This window comes from Phyllobacterium sp. K27 (assembly GCF_054796155.1).
On the sequence record NZ_JBTWND010000004.1, the window covers coordinates 244161 to 270563 of the forward strand.

Annotated in this window: 20 protein-coding genes and 3 pseudogenes; 17 read left to right on the top strand and 6 right to left on the bottom strand. The window is 56.0% G+C overall.

Going from position 1 to position 26403, the window contains the following annotated elements:
• Positions 1-149 precede the first annotated feature (149 nt).
• From ACYJL1_RS22640 to fhuB, 3 genes are read left to right on the top strand one after another with little or no spacing between them, the layout of a single operon-like run.
• Positions 150-2333 carry a TonB-dependent siderophore receptor gene (locus ACYJL1_RS22640; protein ID WP_460899383.1) on the top strand — a complete coding sequence of 728 codons (2184 nt, stop codon included), beginning with the start codon at positions 150-152 and terminating at the stop codon, positions 2331-2333.
• A 45-nt stretch (positions 2334-2378) separates the two neighbouring features.
• Entirely contained in the window at positions 2379-3239 is an 861-nt protein-coding gene (locus tag ACYJL1_RS22645) for an ABC transporter substrate-binding protein (RefSeq protein WP_460899384.1), read from the top strand.
• A complete protein-coding gene (gene fhuB, locus ACYJL1_RS22650; RefSeq protein WP_460899385.1) occupies positions 3236-5230 on the top strand; it encodes a Fe(3+)-hydroxamate ABC transporter permease FhuB in 1995 nt (664 codons plus the stop codon). Before ACYJL1_RS22645 ends, fhuB begins: the two co-directional genes overlap by 4 nt.
• Here fhuB and ACYJL1_RS22655 read toward each other — a convergent pair.
• Complete coding sequence (locus tag ACYJL1_RS22655) at positions 5165-5734, bottom strand: sigma-70 family RNA polymerase sigma factor (RefSeq protein WP_460899386.1); 570 nt, start codon at positions 5732-5734, stop codon at positions 5165-5167. The genes fhuB and ACYJL1_RS22655 overlap by 66 nt on opposite strands.
• A 371-nt stretch (positions 5735-6105) precedes the next feature.
• Between ACYJL1_RS22655 and ACYJL1_RS22660 the strand changes: the two genes are divergently transcribed.
• Positions 6106-6513 carry a GNAT family N-acetyltransferase gene (locus tag ACYJL1_RS22660; protein WP_460899387.1) on the top strand — a complete coding sequence of 136 codons (408 nt, stop codon included), beginning with the start codon at positions 6106-6108 and terminating at the stop codon, positions 6511-6513.
• A 427-nt stretch (positions 6514-6940) separates the two neighbouring features.
• Here the strand turns inward: ACYJL1_RS22660 and ACYJL1_RS22665 are convergent.
• From ACYJL1_RS22665 to ACYJL1_RS22680, 4 genes and pseudogenes are all read right to left on the bottom strand, one after another.
• A pseudogene (locus ACYJL1_RS22665) lies at positions 6941-7150 on the bottom strand (Fic family protein); the annotation flags it as partial.
• Positions 7151-7165: 15 nt separating this feature from the next.
• Positions 7166-7420, bottom strand: coding sequence for a hypothetical protein (locus ACYJL1_RS22670; RefSeq protein WP_460899388.1), 255 nt, complete (start codon positions 7418-7420; stop codon positions 7166-7168).
• A 589-nt stretch (positions 7421-8009) separates the two neighbouring features.
• Positions 8010-8795, bottom strand: coding sequence for a phosphonate metabolism transcriptional regulator PhnF (gene phnF / locus ACYJL1_RS22675; protein WP_460899389.1), 786 nt, complete (start codon positions 8793-8795; stop codon positions 8010-8012).
• A gap of 6 nt (positions 8796-8801) precedes the next feature.
• The gene (locus tag ACYJL1_RS22680) at positions 8802-9974 is read right to left on the bottom strand and encodes an alpha-D-ribose 1-methylphosphonate 5-triphosphate diphosphatase (protein ID WP_460899390.1); all 1173 of its coding nucleotides are present in this window, start codon (positions 9972-9974) and stop codon (positions 8802-8804) included.
• 98 nt (positions 9975-10072) lie between these two features.
• Between ACYJL1_RS22680 and ACYJL1_RS22685 the strand changes: the two genes are divergently transcribed.
• The 6 genes and pseudogenes from ACYJL1_RS22685 to ACYJL1_RS22710 all read left to right on the top strand — a co-directional run bounded on the left by ACYJL1_RS22685 (position 10073) and on the right by ACYJL1_RS22710 (position 15944).
• A complete protein-coding gene (locus tag ACYJL1_RS22685) occupies positions 10073-10555 on the top strand; it encodes a PhnD/SsuA/transferrin family substrate-binding protein (protein ID WP_460899391.1) in 483 nt (160 codons plus the stop codon).
• Positions 10552-10923 carry a type 2 periplasmic-binding domain-containing protein gene (locus ACYJL1_RS22690; protein ID WP_460899392.1) on the top strand — a complete coding sequence of 124 codons (372 nt, stop codon included), beginning with the start codon at positions 10552-10554 and terminating at the stop codon, positions 10921-10923. The genes ACYJL1_RS22685 and ACYJL1_RS22690 overlap by 4 nt, the downstream gene beginning before the upstream one ends.
• A gap of 81 nt (positions 10924-11004) precedes the next feature.
• Positions 11005-11754 (top strand): annotated as a pseudogene (locus ACYJL1_RS22695) (phosphonate ABC transporter ATP-binding protein).
• Positions 11747-12541, top strand: a complete 795-nt coding sequence (phnE, locus tag ACYJL1_RS22700; protein WP_460899393.1) for a phosphonate ABC transporter, permease protein PhnE — start codon at positions 11747-11749, stop codon at positions 12539-12541. Before ACYJL1_RS22695 ends, phnE begins: the two are co-directional and overlap by 8 nt.
• A 657-nt stretch (positions 12542-13198) precedes the next feature.
• Complete coding sequence (aztC, locus tag ACYJL1_RS22705) at positions 13199-14077, top strand: zinc ABC transporter substrate-binding protein AztC (RefSeq protein ID WP_460899970.1); 879 nt, start codon at positions 13199-13201, stop codon at positions 14075-14077.
• 1198 nt (positions 14078-15275) lie between these two features.
• Positions 15276-15944, top strand: coding sequence for a ZinT family metal-binding protein (locus ACYJL1_RS22710; protein ID WP_460899971.1), 669 nt, complete (start codon positions 15276-15278; stop codon positions 15942-15944).
• 358 nt (positions 15945-16302) lie between these two features.
• On the opposite strand, the pseudogene ACYJL1_RS22715 reads toward ACYJL1_RS22710, so the two are convergent.
• Positions 16303-17196 (bottom strand): annotated as a pseudogene (locus tag ACYJL1_RS22715) (LysR family transcriptional regulator); the annotation flags it as partial.
• A gap of 136 nt (positions 17197-17332) precedes the next feature.
• Here ACYJL1_RS22715 and ACYJL1_RS22720 point away from each other — a divergent pair.
• The 7 genes from ACYJL1_RS22720 (at position 17333) to ACYJL1_RS22750 (ending at position 26364) form a co-directional block, all read left to right on the top strand.
• On the top strand, positions 17333-18277 hold the full coding sequence (locus ACYJL1_RS22720) for an ABC transporter permease (protein WP_460899394.1): 945 nt from the start codon (positions 17333-17335) through the stop codon (positions 18275-18277).
• A complete protein-coding gene (locus ACYJL1_RS22725; RefSeq protein WP_460899395.1) occupies positions 18274-19092 on the top strand; it encodes an ABC transporter permease in 819 nt (272 codons plus the stop codon). The genes ACYJL1_RS22720 and ACYJL1_RS22725 overlap by 4 nt, the downstream gene beginning before the upstream one ends.
• Entirely contained in the window at positions 19089-20717 is a 1629-nt protein-coding gene (locus tag ACYJL1_RS22730) for an ABC transporter ATP-binding protein (RefSeq protein ID WP_460899396.1), read from the top strand. Before ACYJL1_RS22725 ends, ACYJL1_RS22730 begins: the two co-directional genes overlap by 4 nt.
• Positions 20714-21574 (top strand): serine hydrolase, encoded by an 861-nt coding sequence (locus ACYJL1_RS22735; protein ID WP_460899397.1) that lies wholly within the window; start codon positions 20714-20716, stop codon positions 21572-21574. The genes ACYJL1_RS22730 and ACYJL1_RS22735 overlap by 4 nt, the downstream gene beginning before the upstream one ends.
• A 64-nt stretch (positions 21575-21638) precedes the next feature.
• Positions 21639-23144 carry an ABC transporter substrate-binding protein gene (locus ACYJL1_RS22740; RefSeq protein ID WP_460899398.1) on the top strand — a complete coding sequence of 502 codons (1506 nt, stop codon included), beginning with the start codon at positions 21639-21641 and terminating at the stop codon, positions 23142-23144.
• A 126-nt stretch (positions 23145-23270) separates the two neighbouring features.
• On the top strand, positions 23271-24713 hold the full coding sequence (locus ACYJL1_RS22745) for a M20 family metallopeptidase (RefSeq protein WP_460899399.1): 1443 nt from the start codon (positions 23271-23273) through the stop codon (positions 24711-24713).
• 397 nt (positions 24714-25110) lie between these two features.
• A complete protein-coding gene (locus ACYJL1_RS22750; RefSeq protein WP_460899400.1) occupies positions 25111-26364 on the top strand; it encodes a DNA-binding domain-containing protein in 1254 nt (417 codons plus the stop codon).
• Positions 26365-26403: the final 39 nt, after the last annotated feature.

Sequence of the window (26403 nt, forward strand, 5' to 3'; positions counted from 1 at the left end):
CTTTTAGGCACTGCTGCAAAGGATTTGCGGAACGCTGGAAAAAAGCCGGCGTTTTCCGGATCCCATCTTGACTTTCATAATATGATAAATGTAGTCACATTTAAATATGAGTTTAACGCTCATATAATGATATGCAGGGTTAACGATTTATGAGGGGTATAGTTGTGCGGGGATACGGGACGACGGCGCGGAATGTGATCGGTTCAGTAGGATATAAGCACCGCACATGTTTGCTGTTGACGACATCGATTGCCGGATTGATGGCGGTCAATGTCGCGCTTGCCCAGGACGCGTCCACGATCCAGTTGGACACGATCGTGATTGACGGTGATGCAAGCCCCATTGGACCGGACAAGGGCTATATAGCCAGGAACACCTCTACCGGCACGAAAACCAATACACCCTTGCGCGAAATTCCGCAGTCCGTATCGGTGATTACGCGTCAGCAGATGGACGACCGGATGTCGGGCACTGTTGAGGATACGATTGCCTATACAGCCGGGGTGACCGCATCGCCCTGGGGGGTGGATGATCGCTTTGACCAGTTTTTGATCCGGGGATTTGATATCGGGCCCTATGCAGTTTTTCGCGATGGACTGCCGCAAAAAGCCCTGGATTTTTCCGGATTCAAGGCTGAACCCTATGGGCTTGAACGGGTTGAAGTCCTCAAGGGACCGGCATCGGTTCTCTATGGCCAAAATGAGCCGGGCGGTCTCGTCAATCTCGTGACAAAACGGCCAACGAGCGATGCGCTTTACAGCGCCTATGCCGGATATGGATCTTTTAACACCTATGAGGTGGGCATCGATGCGGGCGGCCCGCTCGACAGGGAAGGCATATGGACCTATCGGCTGACCGGAATGTTCCGCGACGGAGAAAAGGAGAAGGATTTTTCCAAGAACAACCGTGTTTTCATTGCGCCTGCAATTACCTGGTCTCCGAGTGCAGATACATCACTGACGATTCTTGCCAATTATCAATGGGATGAACTCACCCCCAATACCTTCGTGCCGATAGCCGATCCGATGCGGCCTGATCTGAAACGATTCTCACGCAGCTTCACTACTTCCGACCCGAATTTTGATAGATTCGATGCCAACCATGGTTCGATTGGCTATGACTTCGAACACAGCTTCAACGAAGCATGGACAATCCGGCAGAAGCTTCGTTACTCGCAACAGGATACCGACTACAGGCATCTCTATTATTCCACCATGAGCGACGATCATACCATGAATCGCACGGCGTTCACCGTCGATGAGACAGCCACGATCTTCAGCGTCGATAACAACGTCCAGTATGATTACGAAAGTTCCCGCATAAAGAACACGTTGCTGCTGGGCCTGGACTACACCCGTCAGACCGTCGATGGGCGCAACGGGTTTGCCAGCGGACCCGATCTTAACATCGACAGTCCTGTTTACGGTATCGATGTTCCCGAACCGCCTATATATCTTGATCGCAAGCAAACAATCGATCAGCTCGGATTATACGTTCAAACCCAGACGAAACTTGATGATCAATGGTTGCTGACACTCGGTGGCCGCCAGTCATGGGTAGAGGATAAAACCAAAGACCATCTGAGCGAAACCGTCACGGAACAATCCGATAATGCCTTTTCCGGCAAAATTGGACTTGGATATCTGTTCGATAATGGCCTGACACCCTATGTCAGCTATTCCGAATCCTTCGTACCGGTCCTTGGTAAAGGCCGCAATCAGCAGTCATTCAAGCCCTCGGAAGGCAAGCAGTATGAAGCAGGTGTGAAATATGAACCGGACTTTTTCCCGGGATCGATGACAGCATCAATCTTCGAAATCGCCAAGACCAATGTTCTCACACCGGACGGTGCGATCTATCAGGTGCAGACGGGAGAGGTCCGCCATCGCGGGTTCGAGTTGGAGGCCACAGCGGATCTGTTCCATGGCATAAGTCTGACCGGCAGCTATACTTATGTTGATGCTGAGATAACGTCGAGCAATATTGGAGGTGAGGTTGGCAAACGGCCAGCGATTGTGCCTGAACATCAGGCGGCCCTCTGGGCCAAGTATACCTTCGAATCCGGTGTGCTTGAAGGGCTGAATATCGGTTCCGGCGTGCGCTATGTCGGGAGCTCGTTCGGCGACAATGCCAATCGGATCAAGGTCGCAGATTACACGCTTGTCGATGCGGCGATCAGCTATGAAAAGAACGGCTGGAAGGGATCGCTCAAAGCAAGCAACGTCTTTGACAAGGACTATTATTCGACCTGCAGCAGCGACGGTGACGGTAGTCCGATGTGCATCTATGGTGAGGGCCGCGTTTTAAAAGCTACGCTTTCGGCCAAGTTCTAGGTGCTGTTCGGTGACCGGAATGTACTTCCCGCGCAGACCAGGTTTATGACCGTCATGCGGAGGCGCGATTTTCTTGCCGGCTCGGCGTCGCTTGTTTCGTGGCTGATGCCTGGACAGGGCAGGGCATCGGCGCCAAGGATCGTATCGCTGGATTACGGTCTGGCACAGACACTGATTGAGCTTAGCGTTCCTCCCGTCGGCCTGATCGACACACCAGGATGGGCAGATTGGACCGTAGAACCGCCGCTGCCGGCAAGCACAGCCAATATTGGATCGTCCCATGAAATTAATATGGAGCTGCTGCACCTGCTGAAACCGGATCTGATTATCTCAACCCCCTATCTCGAGTGGGTCAGACCGCAACTTGAACAGATCGCGCCGGTCAAGTCGTTTCCGATCCACGCGCTCGGTTCGTCTCCATATCCGCACATCATTGATGCGACGCGGGAACTCGGTCGCATGCTTGACCGCCACGGACAAGCCGAAGCGTTGATAGAGCGTACGGAGAACCAATTGAGCGCCGCGAAAGCTGCAACACGGCATTTGGGCAGACTGGCGATCGTCACTTTCATAGATGCACGGAATGTCCGCATTTATGGCCCGGGTGGTATTTTTCAGGATGTGCTCGACCGCCTTGATTTGCAAAACGGCTGGACAGAACGGACCAACGAATGGGGCTTTAACGACGTCGGGATGGCCGATCTGATCCGTATTGGCGACAGCCGGCTTTTTTATATGGATCCGGTTCCGCCGGATGTGCTTGCAACCCTGGACGGCAGCCCGCTCTGGCAGAGTATGCCGTTTGTGAAAAAACAGCGTACTCAACGCATGGCGAGCGTCCTTATGTTCGGCACGCTGCCCGCAATCACACGTTTTGCCAGACTGCTCGCCGAAACTCGCACATGAAAAAACAGATCTCTTATCCTTGGTTTTGGCTTAGCGCATTATGGTGTCTCGCTCTTGGTGCCATCGTGTTCAATCTCGGGCCGCTGATCAAGGATATAGGCTTCAATGCGGCGTTCTCGCCCCCCCGCCCGGACGACAGTCGGGCAGTGCTCATGTATTATAGCCTGCTCCCACGGTTGGCCATATCGGCGATTTGCGGCTTTGCCTTGGGATTGTCGGGTATGCTGTTCCAGCACGTTCTTCGCAATCCGCTTGCGTCTCCCTCAACCCTGGGCGTGGAGGCAGGTGCGCAGCTTGCGCTCGGTATTGTGATGTTATGGTTTCCGGCAATTCTCGGCTGGAGCCGCGACACGGCAGCGGCGTTCGGTGGGTTTTCTGTCATGGCCATTGTCTTTGCGGTCGCCTGGCGATTCAAATTCCAGCCCGTTGTGGTAATCCTGACCGGATTGGTTATGGGTTTGTATTGCACGGCCATCGTAACCCTGCTCACACTGACCAAAAATCATTATCTCTCAGGCCTCTTCATCTGGGGGGGAGGGGTATTAAACCAGAATGACTGGCGCCAGGTTGCAGGGCTTCTCCCCAAAGTACTCGGCTGCTTCATGTTGGCATTGCTCCTCATACGTCAGTTGAATGTACTGACATTGGGTGACGCGGCGCAAAATCTTGGCATTAAGCTGCACTCAGTCCGTGCCGTGGCACTGTTCGCCGCAATTCTCCTGACTACGTTCACTGTCAGCGCGGTTGGCATCATCGGGTTCCTCGGCCTAGCGGCCCCCGCAGTCGCACGCGCAATGGGTGCCCGGCGGATCAAGACCCGGCTCGTTTTGGCGCCGCTTGTTGGAGCGGCATTACTGGTTATCATCGATCAATTGCTGCAAATTTATGCTGCAAAATCAGGGCATTCTCTGCCTACCGGCGCGATTACGGCTCTGATTGGCGTGCCGGTGTTGCTGATTGTGATGATGAAACGCGGTAGCTCCTTGCAGGCCGCCGTTCAAGACCCGGCAGTTATTGTTGTAGGTCGGCGGCCCATACTGCTGATCACATCGCTCGCAACTCTACTCATGACGATCGCATTAATCGCAGTTTTCGTCGGGCGGGATGTGGATGGATCCTGGGCAACTCAAACCGGTGCGACACTCAATTCACTGCTGCCGTGGCGCCTGCCGCGGCTTGTAGCCGCAAGTTCCGCGGGTATCATGCTGGCACTGGCGGGAAGCCTTCTGCAGCGTTTGACGGGCAACGCCATGGCAAGCCCTGAGGTTCTCGGCGTGAGTGCCGGTACGGCGTTCGGATTGCTTTGCGTGTTGTTCGCAGTCGTCGAACCATCCTTTGGCCACAGGCTGATAGGCGGTTTCTCTGGTGCGGCGGCGGTGCTCGTCTTTCTCTTTATCATCGGACGAAAGGCGCAATCCGGCAATCAGTTTCTTATTCTCGGCGTGGCACTGGGTGCGTTTCTGACGGCATTGATTTCTGCGGTTCTTGCCTCCGGCGATCCGCGTGCACTGTCGCTAATCAGCTGGATGGCAGGCTCAACATATGGAATTGACAGTTCTGCAGCCTCCATAGCATTGGGTTTCTCGACCGTTGGTGTCATTGTATCCGCATTGATCGTTCGCCCGCTACAGCAGCTGTCGCTCGGTGATGTATCGGCCCGCTCACGTGGCGTTGACATTGCCAGGTTCCGGCCGGCAATCCTTGGCTTTTCCGCTTTGCTGACGGCCGTTGCCACCCTAATCGTAGGACCTTTGAGCTTTGTGGGTTTGATGGCGCCGCATCTTGCGCAGCGTCTGGGGCTTGCCCGCGGATGGCACCATTTGATCGGCTCAGCATTCTTCGGGGCGTTGTTGATGGCAACTGCCGACTTTATTGGACGGACAATCTATTTCCCGTGGCAATTGCCGACGGGCCTGGTCGCGACTTTACTCGGCGGTCCGGTTTTTGCGGCACTGCTTGTTCATGGACGGCGTCACGTCGTCCTCCATTGAGATTTGCTGGCAGGTACGGTGTGCATCCTTGATCATGAAGTTGACCAGCGTCCTCGATACTCCCAATTCCTTGGCAATATCCTTTTGCGAAACGCCATCGATACGATGCCGGACAAAGGCGTCACGTGTGCGTTTTGGCAAATTTTCCAGCGCGTAAAGCACTTCATCCAGAGCCTCTGCGGACAGCATGCAATCAAGCGCGCTGACGCTTCGCGCAGGAACAGAGTCTATCCCTCCTGCGGGTATCGTGTGGAGCTTTTCATGAGATTGTTTACGGGCAGCATCAAGGGCGAGATTGTAAACCATACGACAGGCATATCCGACCGGACAATGAATACAGTTGGATTGCACACTGCATGCCTTGACGACGGCGTCATGAAATATATCTTCTGACTGTACATGGGAGCGCAGGACTCTCTCTGCAATTTTTACAAGTTTCGGCTTAGACTGAATGAGTGTTCTGACAAGAACATTGCCATCGTAAGGATTTTGTTCTGTTTCCATTTTAGGTATATTTTTGCCTTCTTCTTCATGATGAGAGCAAAGTTACCGCTTCTCGTTTAATTTAATTCGAAATTGTAAGTAATTCCAAAAATTGTCGGCCTGCCAATATTTATACTTTAACATGACAAACTGAGTCAAGTTATTAGATTTGAATCATCATAAGGCTAGTGAGAGGCGCGGATTGGCAAAGATTGCAGCGACACTTATTGGAAGGCCGCTCAATAAATTTCCAGAGATTTCTTCGTCTATATACCTGAAAGCCCGGTGCGGAATTCCGGCCGTGCCTGTCAGTCCAGTGTCAGCGATGGGAAAATGAAATGATATGTGAAATTCAACTTGCCGAAGACAAAAGCAGCCTTTGCAGAGAAGTCATGAGCGAGCTGCCAGAATGGTTCGAAGCTATGGAAGGGATTGTCGCCTGTTCGGAGGCAGTCAAAGTCATGCCTATGTTCGCAGCATCCGTTAATGGGCAAATGGCAGCCTTCGTTGCACTTAAGAGCCATCCCCCTGTGGCGATGGAGCTTTTTGTAATCGCTGTGCGCAAGAAATTTCACGGCCAGGGAATGGGACGCGCATTGTTGCAAGCGGCTGAAGCTTATGCCCTTTGCAAACAGTGCCGCCTGTTTACCGTGAAAACGCTTGCATCCCGCGGTCGAGACGAATCTCATTTGGACAAGACACGTGCGTTTTATCGGAGTAACGGTTTCTTGCCCGCCGAGACATTCCAGACGCTATGGGCCGAGGGGCATCCCTGCCTCTTTCTGGTCAAGCCCTTGTAATCAGCGAGCAGGTTTTCAGATCGCTTGGCTTGGTGGTCGACTGCAACGGTCCCTGCTTCCATTGATAACGCGCTGCAGGTTGCGGCGGTTTATTCAATGGACAGACGTCAGTATCTGTCGCAACTGAAAATGGAATGTGCCCCGGTTACGGTCGAAAATCGCATAATGGCTCCTCTGAAAACATACCTTAGAAAATCCGTGTTGACTGGGCCTTAGGTTCATTTCCTTTCAAGGCGTTGCAAGTTTCGTTACGAATTTCCTGCAAACCACCCCAACTGGGTGGCCAGTCCCTATAAAGAAGCAACGGTCTCGGCGTGCATGCTTACTGGGTGGACGAAATGATATCCATGATTAAGTCCGCCAACGGTTGCTCGTTGCCGTCGAAGCTTTGGATCATAGCGTCCAGAACACGCTCCCTTACAAGTTCCTAGGCGCCGAACGGCAACCCGGCATTATCCGTCAACAGGGATAAGAACGTCAGCTGAGTTCGGCCATTGCCTTCTCGGAACGGGTGGATCGCGTTGATTTCCGCGAGAATGTGAGCGGCATTCGAGGCAAATGCCGGCGGTAGCATATCCATAAGGAAATTCAGTCGTTCAAGAAATGCAAATACAGCTTTCATCTGATTGTCGATGTATTCGGGATAGCAGAATCAGTTGCCGCCCTTACCAATGCGAATGGTTCGCGGTTGACCTGCCCATTCATAGACGTCCTGAAACAGATGGTGGTGGAGCGCCATATAGTGCGGGTAGTCGAGCCGGCCGTATGGAAAGTCTTCGTCCGCACGGATTAGGAACAGTGCCAGCTCTGCTTCGTCTAAATCGTCTTGATTTTGTAAACCAAGTTTGTTGCACAGGACCGTTGTGCCTGGGTAACAGAGCGGGTCGGATTCGGCGGTATAGACCACTATTTGCGCTTGGTTTTTGCCAGCTGCTCTTTGACTAAAGCACGACGTTCGTCGCCGGTTTTACCTCGAGACTCAGCTAACGCCGTTGCCATCCGTGGCGCCAGTTTCATACCCTCGACGGCACTTATTCTTTCGCCGCGCGTACTGGTAAGCGTCCAACTACTTTTAGTAGTTCCACGGGCTGGATGATGAAGACTGTGGTTTTTCATGAGGCGAAGTCTACTACAGCCCGCGGAACCTGAGCAATAGGAACTTTCAAGGCGACTTCGCTCGTCAAGGAAGCCTTGCTGGCTCGCTTAGAGACATTGTAGACTTTGAGGAACCAATCAAAAACGTTCGAGAATCCGCTATTATCGGCATTTTCAAAGGAAGGGTTGCTGGCAGTTTTTGAGATTGAACAAGTTGGGCAAACGGGGGCCTGGCAAGTCTCCCTTAGGAGTTGCGGCGCGTTCTGTGCCTCATCCAAGATTAAATGGCTCACCATCAGAATGACCTTTCCGACCAACCGCTGAATGTTGACCATCCTTGCCAGAGTTCAGGGTAAGTTTGCTCCGCCCGTGCCGGGCCAGGCGGCTTAGATGAAAGACAATCAGAATATGAATTCGACGGAGGTCAGCGGCCAACTGCCGCGCGTCCATTCGATGGGCACGCCACCGCCGTCTTCATTGATCGCGTTGACGTGGAACACCGGCGTTCCGGGCGTCAGCTGAAGGATTTGCGCTTCATCAGAGGAGGCGAAGCCGCCGCTGATCCGCGTCTCGATCCGCCGGTAATTTTCGATACCGTGGGCGCGGAAAACATCGGTAACCGACTGGCGCACGCCGTATATCTGTTCGAAATCGGGAAAGAGCTCTGCCGGAAAGACTTTGGTATTGACGTAAACCGGCTGCTTGCCGGAAGTCCTTGTCCGGCATAGCCGGATAATGGTGGTCTCCGGTGCAAGACGGAGCCGCGCAGCCACGGCCGGTCCGGCTGGCTCGCGGATAATCAGCAGTGTCTGGGTATCGACCACCTCGCCGTGGGTTTCGAAACTATCGAGAAAACGCCGCCCGTCCCGAACCGTGAAGGTGGAGGGCAAGTTGCGCACGAAGATCCCCACGCCCTTGCGAGCAGTGAGGTGACCTTCCTGTTGCAATTGTTGCAGCGCCTGACGAAGCGTAATGCGCGTAACTGCGAGTTTCTCCGCCAGATGTGTCTCACCAGGAAGCTGGCTGCCTGGTTGTAGAAAGCCGTCCTCGATCAACCCAAGGACGTGGTCGTATATCTGCTGCCAGATCGGAGCGTCACTGCGTGGCCGGAAGACCAGTCCGTCAAAGGCTGAAAGATTATCGCCGCGGCGCTCAAGTTGTGCCGGATTTATAATTTTCTGGGTCATGACGTCTTATTCCGCGGCAATCGATACACCGAGCGCCGATCTGACTCGGAGAAGCCGGGAGGAATAGACAATCTCTCCATTAACTATTGTTGCAACCACATGCGGATGGGCCGGATCTTCTGCGTTGACAAGAATCAGATCAGCCCGGTGCCCGGCATCGAGCGATCCACGATCATCGAGCCCTGCCACGCGGGCTGGGTTTGCCGAGACCAGGTTCCAAACCAAGGGAAAATCGCCTGCGCTCGGAGAAGAGAGCTTGAAGGCTGCGTGCAATGGCGAGGGATAATGGTAATCGCTGGTCAGCACCGTGCAGAGCCCGGCCCTGATGGCTTCGGCGGCATTGAGTGCACCATTGTGGCTGCCGCCGCGCACGACATTGGGCGCGCCAAGGATCACGTCCTCGCTCTTTTGCCGGGCAATTTTCGCTGTTTCGACAGTCAGCGGAAATTCCGAGGCCTTTGCACCCAGCGCACGAAAATACTCCCGGTCTTCTGGCGATGCATCGTCATGGGCAAGCAGAACATTTCCGTTTGCCCGCGCGGCCGAGGCCAGTGCCTCGATTGCCATAGGCACATCGTCCCGGCGGGACCAAACCTGGTCGAGTAATGACATATAGTCGTTCCGGTTCAGGCCGGACCGTTCGGCCATCTGTCCGATCTTACGGGCGATTGTGCCCTTCAGCACCGAACCGATGGTATGATCGTTGAAAGCGAGGATCGGTCGCGGGGTGAGCGACAGCCACTTCATGACTTTTGCCATTTGATCAAGTGCAAAAGTTTCCCAGCGCAGATGTACACGCGTGTCGCATGCAAGATTATCGCGGATACCGACTAGCACGCTGATCAGCTCTTCGGCCGCTTCGACTGAACGCAGTCCGGGTTCCCACGACACCGTGATACCATGAAAGGCTGTGGTTATACCATTGGCGACAAGTTGACGGTCGGTGCCCCTCAGCGCCAAAGCGATGTTAAAGTGAACACCTGGGCGAGGCATGATTTGTCGCTCGAAGCTATCGCCATGAATATCGACTATTCCCGGAAGCACAAGCAGGCCAGAGGCATCGATCACGGATACATCCCGAGCGGGAACCTCGGTCAGGATACCGGCCGTGATACTCAGATCCCGTGATGCAAGCTTCTGGTCGGCAAGAATGCGCCCTCCCTGAATGTGCCAGTCCATTGAATTCTCCAAACAGGGGCTGCCGTCACGAACACGTCATGTGATGCGTATAGGAATAAGCGGACAACCGCTTCCTGTCTATACAGCAAAGGAAAAAGATGATCCGTACCCTCGCAACCGCACTGGCAATCACGCTTGCTTCAATGGCTTCGGTTCTGGCTGAACCTGTCAAATTCGCGGTCACTGATATGGAGGGACTGGAGGCCTTGCAGCAGGAATTCGGTGCCTTTCAGACCGCTCTCGAAGAAGCGACCGGCCTTGATATCGAGCTCTATCCCGTCAGCTCGCGGACCACAGCCGTTGAAGCCATGAACGCCGGGCAGGTTGATCTTGTCCTGACGGGACCTGCTGAATATGTGGTCATGAAGGAATTGAGTCAGCCGAAAATCGTTGTTGCCTGGCAGCGCCCTGACTATTTCGCCCAGATCGCCGTATTGGCAAATGGACCAATTCGCTCCGTTGAAGACCTGAAGGGCAAGAAAGTCGCATTCGGCTCGGTCGGCTCCACCTCACAGCATCTCGGGCCCGCACAGGCGCTTGCTGATTTCAATTTGAAATATCCAACGATTACGAACCGGTGATCATATCGCGAAATATCGCCGCCGAAGCCCTCATCCGTGGCGATATCGCCGCTATCGGCCTGAATTTCGGTCACCTTGACTCGGTACGCAAAGCATTCCCGGATATCGCTTTCTCGGTTGTAGCCCGGGGCCGCGATCTGCCCAATGATATCCTCTTGGCGCGAAAGGACATTGCAGACGATGTGTTCGTCAAGGTTCGCGACGCATTTGCTGAAAAGGGCACCGAACTGATGAATGCAGTTTTGAACGGCAAGCACAACCAGAAATTCAAGGGTGGTTTCTTCCTGACCGAGGTCAAAGATTCGGACTATGACTATGTCCGCTCGATGTTCGGACAATCGGGATCGAGAGCTTTACCGGCTTTGTAAACTGAGGTTTGTCCTTTTCCTTCCGCGTAAAGGACTGGTTACCTCGGCAACCGGCCGAGGGCCGAAAGGCTACGGGACACAATGACAGCAATCATTCTTGCACGCGATCTTGCAAAGAACTATCCGAACGGAAAGGCCGTATTCTCCAATATCGGCCTGAATATAGCAGCACGCGAGCGCGTTGCGTTGGTAGGTTCAAACGGCGCCGGAAAATCCACGCTGCTCAAGTGCCTGATCGGCCTTTTGCCGTCCAGTGACGGCGAGATCGTCACCTTGGGCGAAAGTTTCCGCTCGACGCCATCCGTGGCTTAGTTGCAGCGCATACGCAGACAGATCGGATTTGTCTTCCAGCATCACGGTTTGGTGAATCGCCAATCTGTTCTTACAAATGTTTTGCAGGGCAAGCTCGGACTTCCCGGCGGTTGGCGCGCCTGGCATCATTCCATCGCAAAACCGCATTGGCGCGAGGAGGCAATGCAGGCACTCGCCAATGTGCGGCTTCTCGACAAGGCCGCAGCCCGTGCCGATGCGCTTTCCGGCGGGCAGGCGCAACGGGTGGCGATTGCCCGGGCGTTGATCCGGCGCCCGAAGCTCCTGATCGCGGATGAACCTGCGGCAAGTCTTGATCCGGCGGCCGGACGTGATGTGATGCGGATCTTTTCCGATCTCGCCCTGGAACACGGCATTACCCTCGTCTACACCACCCATGACATGGAGCATGCGCTTGACTATTCCGATCGCATTATTGCGCTCAAAGCTGGCAAGGTTCTTTTCGACCGGTCGACCGCCAACGTGACACGCGCTGATCTCAGAGACGTCTTCGATGCATGATCGCCTAATGCTGCGTCGGCTGCCAGCGATCTCGCCTATCACCTTCAGCCTTGCAGTCGCTCTTGCCGCTCTTGTGATTGTCTCCGCCGTGCAGGTAGCGCCTTCACCTCAACAACTGGCTGGCGGGATACCCCGCATGGCCAATCTCGTCGGCCGCATGATGCCACCCAATCTCGAACCGGATTTCCTGTTACGGGTCTTTTGGCGGATGGCCGAAACCTTCCAGATAGCACTTGTGGGAACAGTCGTCGGTGTAGTGCTAAGCTTGCCGTTTGCCTGGCTCTCGGCTAGGGATATAACCCCGATTGGCCCATTTCGGTATATTTCCAGGATGCTGGTCTCTCTGTTCCGAACCGTTCCGGACCTCGTCTGGGCGCTGCTTTTCGTGTCCGCCGTTGGTCTCGGTGCAGTTGCAGGAACCATGACCATCGTCGTCGATACGATTGGATTCTGCGGACGGTTCTTCGCCGAGGCGATGGAGGATGCCGACAAAAAGCCACAAGAGGCGCTGTTCGCTATTGGCGCCAAAAAGTTCTCGGTGCTTTGCTGGGCTGTGCTCCCCGACGCTATGCCCTCCTTGATCAACACCACGCTCTTTGCACTTAAAAAGGCCGTGCGTTCCTCCGTGGTGCTTGGCCTCGTCGGAGCGGGCGGCATCGGTCAGGAACTCAAGGTCGCTTTCGACCTATTCCAGTACCGGAACGCTTCGACCATTATTCTGGTCATCTTCGCCATCGTCGTGGTTATGGAGTTCGTTACGGATCGCTTGCGCTCGAAAGTCCAATAGCCCGTCGGCAGCGGTTGAAACAAATCGATGAAAATTTATGCTCGACCATCGATCACTGCGCAGAGCGATCGTGTCCCGAATGGGCAGAGACACAGGCTTCGCGAGCGTGGCGAGTAGAGCGCGCCCGCAAAGCGGCTTGTGTGATCGATGAGCTGGGAGAGCGGCAATGTCCGTAGCAGGAGGACCATCCCACCATGAAAACTGCAGCGCGGGTAAACCAGGAATGATTCTTTCACAAGCCACGTCCAATCTCACGATCTGCAGGCGCGATCAGTGTTGGAATAGTGTGTTGTAGTTTTGCAGAAAATTTTTTGAATTCGGCGCGTAGGGGTTGCACTTGAAGTGTATATTTCTTAAACGTAATAACATTACATAAGCGGTGCCCAGTGGGTACTGCGCAACAAGCGAGATAAACCGTCGTTGTGACTGAAGCAAGCCCGACTTGCGACGACCTGCCAGGTCACAACCGGCATCCTGCGTGTCGATTACGAGTTTCATTTCGGTCGTTGCAGGTCCCCGCGGCTTGCTTCTCTCACGAATGCTGAGTTCGGCGCATCGCACGGGCTGATTGAAACCACAGTTACAATAGGAAAAAACGTGAAGAACCTGCCAAAACTTCTTACCGGTCTGACCGTTCTGACGACTATCTTGTTTAGCATGCCGGCTTTTGCACAGGTAGAGAAAATCTCCATAGTGGCCAGCTTCTCCATCATTGGCGATTCTGCCAAAGTCGTCGGGGGCGACCGAATTGATCTTCGGACACTGGTCGGGCCAGACGGCGATGCACACGTCTATGAACCAAAGCCGGCCGATGCAATGGCTCTGGCGCGAGCAGATGTCATTTTGGTGAACGGATTGCTTTTCGAAGGCTTTATGGAGCGCTTGATCCAGGCCAGCGAGGCCAAAGCGGAAGTGATCGTTTTGACCGATGGCGCGGACATTTTGAACGATCCTGCAGGTGGTCACTATCACTATGTCAATGGCGAGGCGATCTTCCATGCAACGCCAAACGATCCACATGCATGGCAATCGGTCGGTAACGCGAAGGTTTATGTCCAGAACATTGCCAAGGCGTTTTGTGCAGCGGATGCACAGGGCTGCGCAACTTACGAAGAAAATGCCACCGCCTACACAGAACAACTCACGGCTCTCGATAAGGAAATTGGCGCTGCTGTCAGTGGGATACCGAAAGACAAACGTGTCGCCGTCGTCGCACACAATGCTTTTCGCTACTTCGAGCGAGACTATGGCGTCACTTTTTTGGCTCCGCAGGGCGTCTCGACAGATTCTGAGGCATCCGCCGCAGATGTTGCCTCACTCATCCGGGAAATCCGCGAAAAGCGTGCCGCGGCAGTCTTTGCAGAAAATATCTCAAATGCACGCCTTGTTGAGCAGATCGCCTCAGAGGCGGAATTAACGCTCGGCGGCACCTTGTATTCAGATGCCCTGTCGAATGCTGACGGGCCTGCATCGAGCTATATCGAGATGATGCGCTACAACGTCAAGACACTGGCATCTGCGATCAAACGCGACTGAAACACCGTCCGAGTGACGGGAAAAACCGTCGCTTGGCGTTATGTAATACCATTAAAAGGAGAGATGAATGAGACATTTAATCCAGGGCGTATCTGCGCTGGCGCTATCAGTTACCCTGTTTGGGTCGGCTGCGTTTGCACAAGACGAAGAAGAAAATGTGACACTCTACCGCGTTTTCGTCGGAGATCATGTAGATGCGAAGGTAACGGCTTTTGATCTCAACAAGCCGGAGAACCGCTGGACTTTTGACACGGAAGGTCAAAACAAGCTCTACAGCGTCAATGAAGGTGCCGGCGTTGTCGCCGTTCAGTCTGAAAATGACACGGTTCACTTCATCAACAGCGGAATTTCTTTGCATTCCCATGGTGACCATTCGGATATTGAGATCGCCGATCCGGTTGCAGTAAAAGACACCCTCAAAGGTCCCAGGCCCTTTCACGTCATCGACCATGACGGCAAGATCGTCATCAACTTCGACAAGGGCGGCTACAATGAGATCGTCGATGCGCACGAACTTTCGGATGGCGAGATTGAATCGACACGACTGACGCAGGAGCGGGCGCATCATGGCTTTGCGGCCCCGGTCGGCAATGGTTGGGTAACGACTGTTGCCTCGGACGCTCCTGTCGAAGGCGATGCGGCTCCGACACGTGCTGGTCTGCGAGCGGTCAAGGCTGACGGCACCCCAGTTGGTGACGTGGCGACCTGCACAGGCATCCACGGTGAGGCCTTTTCTGGCGCTTATCTCGCAGCAGGCTGCAAGGAAGGAGTCCTGACTGTCACCTCTGGGAAAGATGGCGTAGTAACCAAGATGCTGAACTATCCGGCTGACCTTCCGAGTGGTCAAACAACGGGTACCTTGCTGGGCGCCAAGAGCATGCAGGTGTTTCTTGGCAACTATGGTGCCAAGGGCCTTGTCGTCGTTGATCCCGTGGACGAGCCGAACTTCCGCTACATCGAGCTTCCCTTCCGCCGTATCGACTTTGCGCTGGATCCCGCCAACGCTCGCTTCGGTTATGCGTTGACGGAAGATGGGACGCTGCATCAGGTGGATGTTCTGGATGGCAAACTTTCCAAGAGCGCCAAGGTAACCGAGCCCTATTCCATGGACGGTCACTGGAACGATCCACGCCCTCGTATCGCAATGGCTGGCGACGAAATTGTCATGAGCGATCCGAATGCCGGACTGGTGCGTCGCATCTCCAAAACCGAACTCAAGGAAGTCGGCACGATCAAGGTCGAAGGTAAGCCGTACAACATCGCGGTTGCTGGTGGCAGCGGAAAGGTCCATGAGCACGCTGACGGTGAAACTCACGCCCACAGCCACGGCGATCCCAAAATTTATGCCGGCTATTTCGAAGACAGCCAGGTCAAGGATCGTCCGCTGGCTGACTATGCCGGTGACTGGCAGTCGGTCTACCCTTACCTGAAGGATGGCACCCTTGATCCGGTATGGAAGCATAAGGCCGAAAAGGGGGCCTCAACTGTAGAGGAAATTCGTGCCGAGTACGAAGTCGGATATAAAACAGACGTTGACCGCATAACTATCGATGATGACGTCGTTACTTTCTACAAGGGCGGCCAGCCGTCGAAGGGCACCTACGCCTATGACGGCAAAGAGATCCTGACCTACAAGAAGGGCAATCGCGGTGTGCGTTTCATCTTCAGGAAGACTGAAGGCGATGCCGATGCTCCGCAGTTTATTCAGTTCAGCGACCATGGAATTGCTCCGAATAAAGCCGACCATTACCACCTGTACTGGGGCAACGATCGCGCGGCTCTTTTGGAAGAAGTGACCAACTGGCCCACTTACTATCCTTCCTCGTTGAGTGCGAAGCAGATCGTCAGCGAGATGATGGCTCACTGATTGGATCTCGCAATTACCTCACGCATCCGGCTACCTTTGGTCGGATGCAATTGCTCGGGGAGGGTTTAGCCTCTCCATGTAATCGACTTTTCCGTGCGTCTTTCTCGGTCTATAGGCCATCTAACTACTCGAGGAGTCGTGGTCGTGTGGGCGCTGTTGTCGATCCGGGCATTGGTCATGGCGCATGCCATCGCCAAGCGGGACGTTGCCCATGGTGTAGGGCACGGCACTAGCCATATCGCCCCTTGTCGCACAGGGTATTGCCACCGATGGCGGCACGTCACTTACCGCCCTTGTGCTCTTCCGAGAATGGCAAGCTTCTAAGCTCGGCAAAACTGTAGGGTTCGACATCAGGATTCTGTGACCGTTCGATCTGCTTTTTCAGTGCATCGCGCAGGCCGAGGGCTGCGATTGACAGCGGCATCGCCTCCAGTCGCGCCAGTCCAAAACGCTGCGTCGAGCGTGGCACAAATGGACGCTGCACGATCGGCAAATCGCGGAAGAGATTGGCGTAGAAGCTGCTGATGATCGCCACACCCAGTCCGCAGGCGACATACGAGCAGGCCGAACTGCTGGTGTGGGTTTCAATCTTGACGAACGGCCGGACGCCGCGTTGGACGAACATCTGGTCGAGCGCCACACGATTTGGTCTCTGCCGGCCGATGAGAATGAGCGGAACGTTGGCAAGATCGGCCGGCGTCACTTGCTTATGAGCACTCAAAGGATGTCCGACAGGAATGACGCATACATTCTCGCCGGTTGCAACTTCGTCCACAATGATCCCGGGACCACAGTCTCCCTCGATGCGCGTGAGTCCGAAATCGACCAAGCGATGCTCTACGAGCCTCGATATCGCACTTGCGGTATCGAAAAAGGTCTCAATCCTGACGCCCGGATATTTTTGTGTGAACTCCGAGAGCATGGCCGGCGCGAAATGTTCCCACATGCTGATCGGCAGAGCAACTCGGACGATTTCGGACCCTGTATTTCCTTTTCGCAGATCTTCGGCCCGTGCCGACATCCGCTCCAGCCCGAGCAGGATCTCCTGCGCGTCCTTTGCCAATATGGCGGCTTCCGGCGTCGGAACCAGGCGGCCCTTTTCGCGAAGGAATAACGTCATCGAAACATCCGCCTCAAGCTGCTGCAGCAAACGGCTGACGCCTGATTGACTGAGCCCAGTCGCTTTTGCCGTGGCGATCGTTGAGCCCGTCATCATCAGCGCCCTGAGAATTTCAAGCTGATTAAGATTCATGAGTTTCCTTACCAAACTAGAATGAGGTTGAGGGTTAAGGTATGAAGATATTCATAATATTGCACCTATCGGCACAATTCGTCATAGTCTAATCAATAATGCTGTGCGGGCAATCCGTAGACAGCGAGGGAACTCTATGACACGTTTCATTTTAGGCCGGCTATTGATGGCGCTGCCCACTATCGCTCTCGTTTCGATAGCCGTATTCGCCTTGATCCGCTTCATTCCCGGCGATCCTGCCGCGTTGATGCTGGGCGACCAAGCGCAACCCGACCAGATCGCTGCCATGCGCGTTGAACTTGGTCTCGACCAGCCGATGCTGCAGCAATTCCTGATCTGGGCTGGCAACGTTCTTCACGGCGACTTCGGTGTGTCGATCATCAATGGCGAGCCGATCTTGCCGCTGGTGATGTCCCGCTTCATGGTCAGCGCGCAGATCGTCGTCGTCGCGGTTTTGCTCGCCAGCCTGATCGCGGTGCCGGCCGGTGTGATTGCAGCATGGCGGCAGAACAGCCCGACGGATGTGATGCTCGTCGGCACGGCGACGGTGCTTCTCTCCATCCCGACCTTCTGGCTCGGTCTGCTACTTTTGCTGTTCTTCGGCCTCAAGCTCAGTTGGCTGCCCGTTCTCGGCTATGTTTCCATCAGAGACGACCTTGTCGGCGGTATGCTCTACCTTGTGCTGCCGGTAATGACGCTGGTGATCCACGAGGCGGGCGTGTTAATCCGTATGGCGCGGGCCTCGACCCTTGAAGTTTTGCGGCTCGACTACATCACCCATGCGCGCGCAAAGGGCCTATCAGAAAGCGCCGTGCTCTGGCGCCATGCCTTCAAGAACGCCTTTGGTCCGACATGGACGATGATCGGGCTGATCCTCGGGAATCTGCTCGGCGGCATCGCCGTCATTGAGACCGTCTTCACGGTGCCGGGTCTCGGCCGGCTGATGGTCGACAGCATCTTCCAGCGCGACTACCCGGTCATTCAGGGCTGCTTGCTGGTCATCGCGCTCTCCTATGTTCTGGTCAACCTGTTCGTAGACCTGCTCTACCCCCTCTTTGATCCGCGTGTTGTCGCCGAATGAAAAAGCTCACCTTCAACGGTCTCATCGGCGGCATCCTGACCGCCGCCCTTCTTATCTGTGCCGCCATAGGCCTCTTCTGGACGCCGTTCGATCCGATGAAGCTGTCGTTCACGGCAAAGCTCGCCGCGCCGGGGGGTGCCCACTGGCTCGGCACCGACGAGTTCGGACGCGATGTCCTTAGCCGGCTGATGGTCGGTGCGCGGGCCAGCGTCTGGATCGGTTTTCTGACCGTCAGCTTCGCGACGATCTGCGGCACCCTGATCGGTCTGGTCAGCGGATATGCCCGCGGTTGGGTGGACGGCATCATCATGGCCGTCAACAATGCGCTTCTCGCCTTTCCGGGCATCCTGCTGGCACTCGGACTGCTCGCCGTGTTCGGTGCCAATCAATACGGCATCATCTTTGCGCTCGGCATCGCCTACACGCCTTCGATGGCCCGCGTCGTGCGCGGCGCCGTCCTGTCCCTGCGCGAACGCGAGTTCGTCGAGGCATCTAGGGTGATGGGCAATAGCGAACTCTACACCCTGTTCCGCCATGTCATGCCCAATTGCCTGGCGCCGATCACAGTGCTGGCGACGTCGATGTTCGGCTGGGCCATCCTGTCGGAAAGCGCACTGTCCTTCCTCGGTCTCGGCGTACCGCCGCCGGCTCCGACCTGGGGCAACATGCTGGCCGCCGGCCGACCGTTCATCCAGCAGGCTGTCTGGCTCGGCCTTTTCCCGGGTCTGTGCATTGCCATGACGCTGCTGGGCATCAATCTCCTGGGCGATGCGCTTCGCGACAAGCTTGACCCCCGCATGCGAGGCCTTAAATGATCCCGGACACACTGATCAGCGTTCGCGACCTCTCGCTCGAGGTCGACAGGACCAACCACCAGGTGGTCAATAAAATCTCCTTCGAGATCGCGCCCGGCGAGATTTTCGGCATCGTCGGCGAAAGCGGCTCGGGCAAGACACTTGCCACCCGTTCGCTGATTTCTCTTTTGCCACCAGCCATCAAAGTGTCCGGCGGGGCGATCTCCTACAAGGGCCGCGATGTCTTAGGCATGAGCGAGAACGAACTGCGACAGCTGCGCGGCGCAGAAATCGGCGTGGTATTCCAGGAGCCGATGACATCGCTCAATCCATCGATGCTGATCGGCCGCCAGCTCGAGGAGGGGCTTGTCCTTCACACCAAGCTGACACCGGAAGAACGGCGTGCGGCGATCCTCGAGATGCTGCGCCGGGTCGGTATCGGAGATCCGGAAGGCGCGCTGACCTCCTATCCGCACGAGTTCTCCGGCGGCATGCGTCAGCGGATCATGCTCGCCTCGGTAATGCTACTGAAGCCGGCACTGCTGATCGCCGATGAGCCGACCACCGCACTCGACGCCGTCATCCAGCGCGATGTCATGGAACTGATGGTGGAACTGACGACCGCCGAGGGCACTGCTGTGCTTTTGATCAGCCACGACCTGCCGATGGTGGCGCGCTACACCAATCGAATCGTTGTGATGGAGAAGGGCGAGATCGTCGAGTATGGAAGCACCGAGGCTCTGCTCGATGCGCCGCAGCATGCCTATACGAAAAAGCTCCTGTCCTCGTTGCCGCTGCGTAGCGCAGCGCGGGTGATCGACGCGTCGAATGCACCGATGGTCTCGGCTCGAGACATCGTCGTCGATTATCCCGGCCGTAAGTCTCTCCTGAAGAAGGCAGAGCCGAAGCGGGCGCTGCATGGCGTCAGCATCGACATCCATGAAGGTGAGGTCGTGGCGTTGGTCGGCGGCTCCGGATCGGGCAAGACCACGCTCGGCCGCACCATTGCCGGCCTTGTCAAGGAAAGCCGGGGCGTCATCCAGTTCCAGGGACAAGCCCGAGACCACGACTGGCAGGATTATCGCCTAAACTGCCAGATGGTGTTCCAGGATCCTTATTCGTCGCTGGACCCGCGCATGACCATCATCGCGCTGGTCGAGGAGGCGCTGCGTCTGGTTCCCGGTCTCGACGGTCCGGCAAAACACAAGCGGGCCGTGGAGACCCTGGAAGAGGTCGGGCTTGGTCCCGACTACCTCAACTGCTATCCGCATGAACTTTCAGGCGGCCAGCGCCAGCGTGTGGCAATCGCCCGAGCCGTTGCCCGTCGCCCACGATTTCTGATCGCCGACGAGCCGGTTTCGGCGCTCGACGTGACCGTGCGGGCGCAGGTGCTAGATCTCTTCTCCGACCTGCAGAAGCGTTACGGCTTCTCCTGCTTGTTCATTAGCCACGATCTGGGCGTCGTAGAGCAGGTCGCCGACCGCGTCGTCGTCATGCAGAACGGACGGGTCATCGAGCAGGGTGACCGCGACACGATTTTCGATCATCCGAGGGAGGCCTATACGCGCCGGCTTCTTTCGGCCATTCCCGCCCTCGACCAGAACGACAGGGGCGGCGTAACACTCAAATGGCGTCTGGAGGCATGAAGTTGGACACAAGCAATTCGGGTACTCTTGCGCAGGGTCTCAACGAGATCTGCGAGGCACAGCCCTTCATTACCCGGTTCCAGGCGAAGAACATCTTGACTGGCGAGACTGTCGGACGCGGCGAAGACGAAGAAACCCCGTCGGGTAGCACCCGCAAGACCTCGATCATGATGGCCGCTCTCAAGGCAGCATCTGAAGGCCGCATCAACCTCGACGAGAAGGTCGTCTACGAGAAGCGCCTCGCTGAGGAAGTCGCCAGCGGCATGTTCCGCTATATGACCCCGGGCATCGTCATCCCGCTGCGGGACGCGGTCACCGGCATGATGGTACTGAGCGACAATGTCTGCACCAAGATGGTGTTGGAACGGCTGACACTCGAAGAGGTCGACGGCTACTGCAAGTCACTGGGCATGGTCAACACTCACCACCGCTTCCTCATTCCGCCCCTCCTCCTCGCCCAGGATCATCCGCTCGACACAGTGACAACGACCTCGGCCGCTGATCAGGTTCTCCTGCTGCAGCTCATTCTCGATGCCCAGACGTCCACAGAAGCGCAGGCAAAGTTGGGTTGCAGCCCGGAACTTTGCGCATGGGCTCTGCAGACCTTGCGCAGCCAGGTCCTGCGATATGGCATCCACTCGCGCCTGCCGTTCGAAACGGTCGTCGCCAGCAAAAGCGGGCGCGGCAAGCGTGGACGCATGGATGCCGGTATCGTCTACAAGAACGGCGCTCCATTCTTTATCATCACCGCATACACCGACGAAGTGCCACAGGTCCTTTCCGATGGCACACCCGGTTACACGATGTCTCTCGAGACAATAGGTAGGTTGGCACGTACCTGCTGGGATCGCTTCTGACAATCATACAAGCAAGGGAAACAAGATGAGAAATGCAATACTCACAAGCTGCATGTTGATCGGGATGACGGCACCGGTACTCGGCTCCGAAATCGTCGTCGCATTGAATTCTGACCTCCGGAGCAACAATCCGGGGGTCAACCGCGACGGCAATACCGATGGCGTCATCCGTCACATCGTCGAAGGGCTGGTCGGCCAGGCCGACAACGGCGAGATCAAGCCGCTGCTCGCCAAGAGCTTTGAGACATCCAGTGACGGCCTGACCTACACCTTCAAGCTCCGCGAGGACGTCAAGTTCCACAACGGCGATCCGCTGACTGCTGAACAGGTCGTATGGACCTTCACGCGCTATCTGGATCCCGCTACAAAGTGGAGCTGCCTGACGGATTTCAATGGCAGCAAGAAGACCAAGATCGAGTCTGTCAAAGCGATCGACGCGATCACAGTCGCCATCAAGATTGTCTCGCCGAGTGGTGCCTTTCTTGGTAATCTTTCGCGGCCCGAATGCGGCTATTCGGGAATCATGTCCAAGGCATCAGTGGCTGCCAATGGGAGCTTCGTTGCGCCGATCGGCACCGGTCCCTTCAAATGGGGCGAGTGGAAGAAGAGCGAATATCTGACGCTAATCAAATTCGACGACTACATCTCGCCAGCCAATGACGGCAAGCCAGACGGTCTTGTCGGCTCCAAGCGCCCTCTAGTCGATCGCATCAAGATGATGATCATTCCGGACGGTGCAACCGTGAAGGCCGGCCTCGAATCTGGTGTCTTGCATGCCTCCGACATTCCGCCGGATGCCATTCCGGAATTCCGCGATAGCAAGAACCTGCAACTGATCGTTGCTCCCAATAACGGCAAGAACCTGTTCTACATGCAGACCAAAGACAAGGTCCTGAGCAATCCTCGCGTACGCAGGGCAATGGCCGCAGCGCTGGATCTCGACGAACTTGTGGCAGCCGCATCGAACGGTACCGGCAGCGCCAACGGCTCACTGGTCGCCTCCAATTCAGTCTACTACAGCGACATACAGAAGAAGCGCATTCCCTACGATCTGGAAATGGCGAAGAAGGAACTCGCGGACGCTGGCTATAATGCCGAACCGATCACCATCATCGCCAACAAGCGCGGCGATGTGCCGAGCTATCCGGCAGCGGTCATCGCCCAGGCGATGATGCAACAGGTCGGCCTGAACATCCAGATCGAAGTGCTCGACTACGCGACCCAGGTAGAGCGCCGTCGCTCCGGCAACTACCAGGTCATCTCGCAGTCGGTCGCACCGCGCTTCGACCCTGTGTTCGCCTATAGCTTTTACGTCGGCGACAAGTCCGAGGACGCGTCGCTGATGTGGGACAATCCTGAAGCAATCGATCTGATGAACCAGGCCTATGTCGAAGGCGACCAGGCCAAGCGTCAGGTGATCTTCGACAAATTCCACGAGCTGATGCGGCAGGAAATGCCGGGCATCTTCCTCTACGACATGGTCGATGTCTGGGGCGCGACGAAGAAGCTCAAGGGAACGCCCGTCTGGCAGTCCAACGCAAGGCTCTGGGAAGTGTCGATCGAAAACTGAGCCACAAATGTCGCGCCGGTGGCGGACCCGGCATGACATCCCTTCCATACCTTATGATTATCGGCAATTTTCCGATTGAAAAATTGCGCCCTTCATCCGGTGCAACAGACAGAACGAGCACAGGCCATGAACCAGCAAGCTATTACCTCGCTATCGGCAGCCATCGACGCGATGAAGCCTGAATACGCCAGACTCAGCGACATGATATGGGATTTCGCAGAGCTCAAATTCGAGGAAAAAGGCTCATCGGATCTGATCGCGCAAACGCTTCAGAAAAACGGCTTTGCGATGCAGCGTGGCGTGGCGGGCATGGACACCGCCTTTGTCGGCGAGTTCGGTAACGGCAAGCCGGTGATCGCTTTTCTCGGGGAGTTCGACGCTTTGGCGGGAATGAGCCAGTCCGCCGGCATCGCCAAGCCGAAGCCGATCACATCAGGCGCCGCCGGACATGGCTGTGGCCACAATCTGTTGGGTGTGGGTTCGCTGATGGCGGCGGTTGCGCTTGCACGGCATCTTGAAGAAAACAATCTTTCCGGCACCGTGCGCTATTACGGTTGCCCCGGCGAGGAAGGCGGTTCGGGCAAGACCTTTATGGTTCGGGCGGGTTTGTTCGACGACGTTGATACCGCACTGACCTGGCACCCGGCGCCGTTCAACGGTGTCCGATCGACCAATAATCTGGCCGTGCTGGAATACTTCTACCGTTTCAAGGGGCAGGCTGCTCATGCAGCCAACTCGGCGCATCTCGGCCGTTCAGCGCTCGACGCAGTTGAATTGATGAATGTCGGCGTCAATTTCCTGCGCGAACACATGCCGCAGGACTGCCGGTTGCATTACGCCATTACCGACACAGGCGGCAAGGCCGCCAATGTCGTGCAGGCGCAGGCGGAGGTGCTCTATCTGGTTCGTGCTCCTGAAATGCTGCAAGCCCTCGATCTTGCGACGCGCGTCGACAAGGTTGCGCGGGGTGCGGCGATGATGACCGAAACCGAGGTCGAGATTATCTTCGACACCGCTTCCACCAACCTCTTGCCGAACATCACGCTCGAAACAGCTATCCACGAGAACATGGTGGCGTTGGGACCGGTCGCTTTCGATGAAGCCGATATCGCATTTGCGAAATCGATCCAGGAGACGTTCACAGAAGAGGCAATAAAGAGCAGCATCAAGCTTTATCAGATCATGGGCGACGTGTTTTCAAACACGAAGGTGGACGGCTCGCCGCCGCTGCACCTCGGCCTGCGCGCCTTTGACGGACAGTCGCATTTCCGTGCGGGCTCGACGGATGTCGGCGATGTCAGCTGGGTCACTCCAACGGCGCAGTGCTGGACGCCGGCCTGGGCAATCGGCACCAATCCGCATACCTGGCAGGTTGTGGCGCAGGGCAAGAGCCCGGCGGCCCACAAGGCGATGGCACATGCCGCAAAGGCCCTTGCTACGACCGGATTGTCATTGATGACCTCGCCGGAACTGCTGGTCGCGGCCAAGATGGAATGGCTAGAAAAGACCGATGGAAAGGCTTACATTTGCCCGATTCCGCCGGACGTACATCCCGGACACAGCCACTGATACGCGACGAGAGCTGGCGGATATTTCATCAGGGCGACCGGACTTCGCTTGTCCTGTCGATAAACTATTCCGACTGGTGGCCTGCGCGCACGCACAGGCCACCAGTCGCTGTTGAATATTTCGATGAAGCAGCCGTTCCAGCTGCCGCCAACCAGCTAACCACATGAATTTATTGGCATGTTGCACTTTAAAATAGAATGTGCCCGGCTACACACATGTCAAAGCTTGTTAGAGGTGCAACGTCGCCAGCCAGTTAGAAATGCGACACTGGCTGTCACTTTGCTCTTAAAGGCGAGATGAGGAATTCAACAAAATCAAAGTCGTTCCTTTGTCTCTAAATGTGATATTTTGCCTTTAAATTTGAGACAGGGTTAACAGAAGCGTATGGCTGGCTGCTATGGATAGGGAAGGGGACCACGCCGGGGCGATTGGTGCTGAAGCCGCGCGGAAAGCGGCCGTCTTGCGGCCACTTGTTCAGGAATATGTTTCTGGCACGGGCAGTTTGGAAAGCGGTATTCATGATGCGATCTGGGAGCTGGGCGTAAGCAGGGCGACGGTCTGGCGCTGGATACGGCGCCTTGCCGATGACGGCGGGCGGACCAGTGCGTTGGTGCCGGGGAAGCGCGGACGCCGTGCAGGCGCAACGGTCATATCCAGCGAGGTTGAGGCGCTCATCGAAGAGTATCTTCGCCGCTACTACTTGCGGCGGGAACGATCGAGCCTGTCACGGGTGGTGTTGGAGATCCAGATCGCCTGTGGTGAACTCGGGCTACAAGCGCCGACACGGCGAACAATTCAGCGACGTCTTGATGCGATGGATGAGCGTGAAGTCATGAAGGCGAGAGAGGGCGCAAAGGCAGCACGTCAAAGGTTTGCGCCCGTAACAGGTAAGAACAGGGCCGAACTACCTCTGGATGTCATTCAGATCGACCATACGCCTGCAGACATCATTCTTGTCGACAGTTTTGAACGCAAACCCATCGGACGTCCCTGGGTGACGCTTGCGATCGACATCGCAACGCGGATCGTCAACGGCTACTACGTCAGCTTCGATGCGCCCTCGCGCCTTTCGGTGGCGCTTTGCCTTACGCGGGCGGTGGCGCCGAAGGCAGAATTACTCTCCGAGATCGACTGCACTGCACCTTGGCCCGCACAGGGCAAACCGCGCAGCATCCACGTAGACAACGGCCGTGATTTCCGATCCAAGGCGTTTCAGGCGGCCTGTGCGGAATGGGGAATTGACCTTGAGTACAGGCCCCGAGGGAGCCCACACTTCGGCGGGCACATCGAGCGGCTAATTGGCACGATGATGGGTGCGGTCCACCTGTTGCCTGGAACCACGCAATCGTCCGTTGCCGCCAAAGGCAGCTATAAGGCCGAAGCCAAGGCGGCGATGACTCTGAGTGAATTCGATAGCTGGTTCGCCCTGGAAATCTGCCGCTACAACAACAGCATTCACTCGAGCCTCGGCTGTACGCCCGTTGCCAAATGGGAGGCTTTGGCCGCGGAGATGTCGGGCGACATTTTCTTCGACATGGATGCGTTTCGGGTCAGCTTCCTGCCAACACCACTTCTGCTGTTGCAGGCACCGCCGGCTCCTGACGAGCGGCGATTCTATCTACACATCCTCGCTGGTCTGCTTCGGGGTTAGTGAGGCAGTCGATGCCATCCGCGGCGATGTTCAACTGGC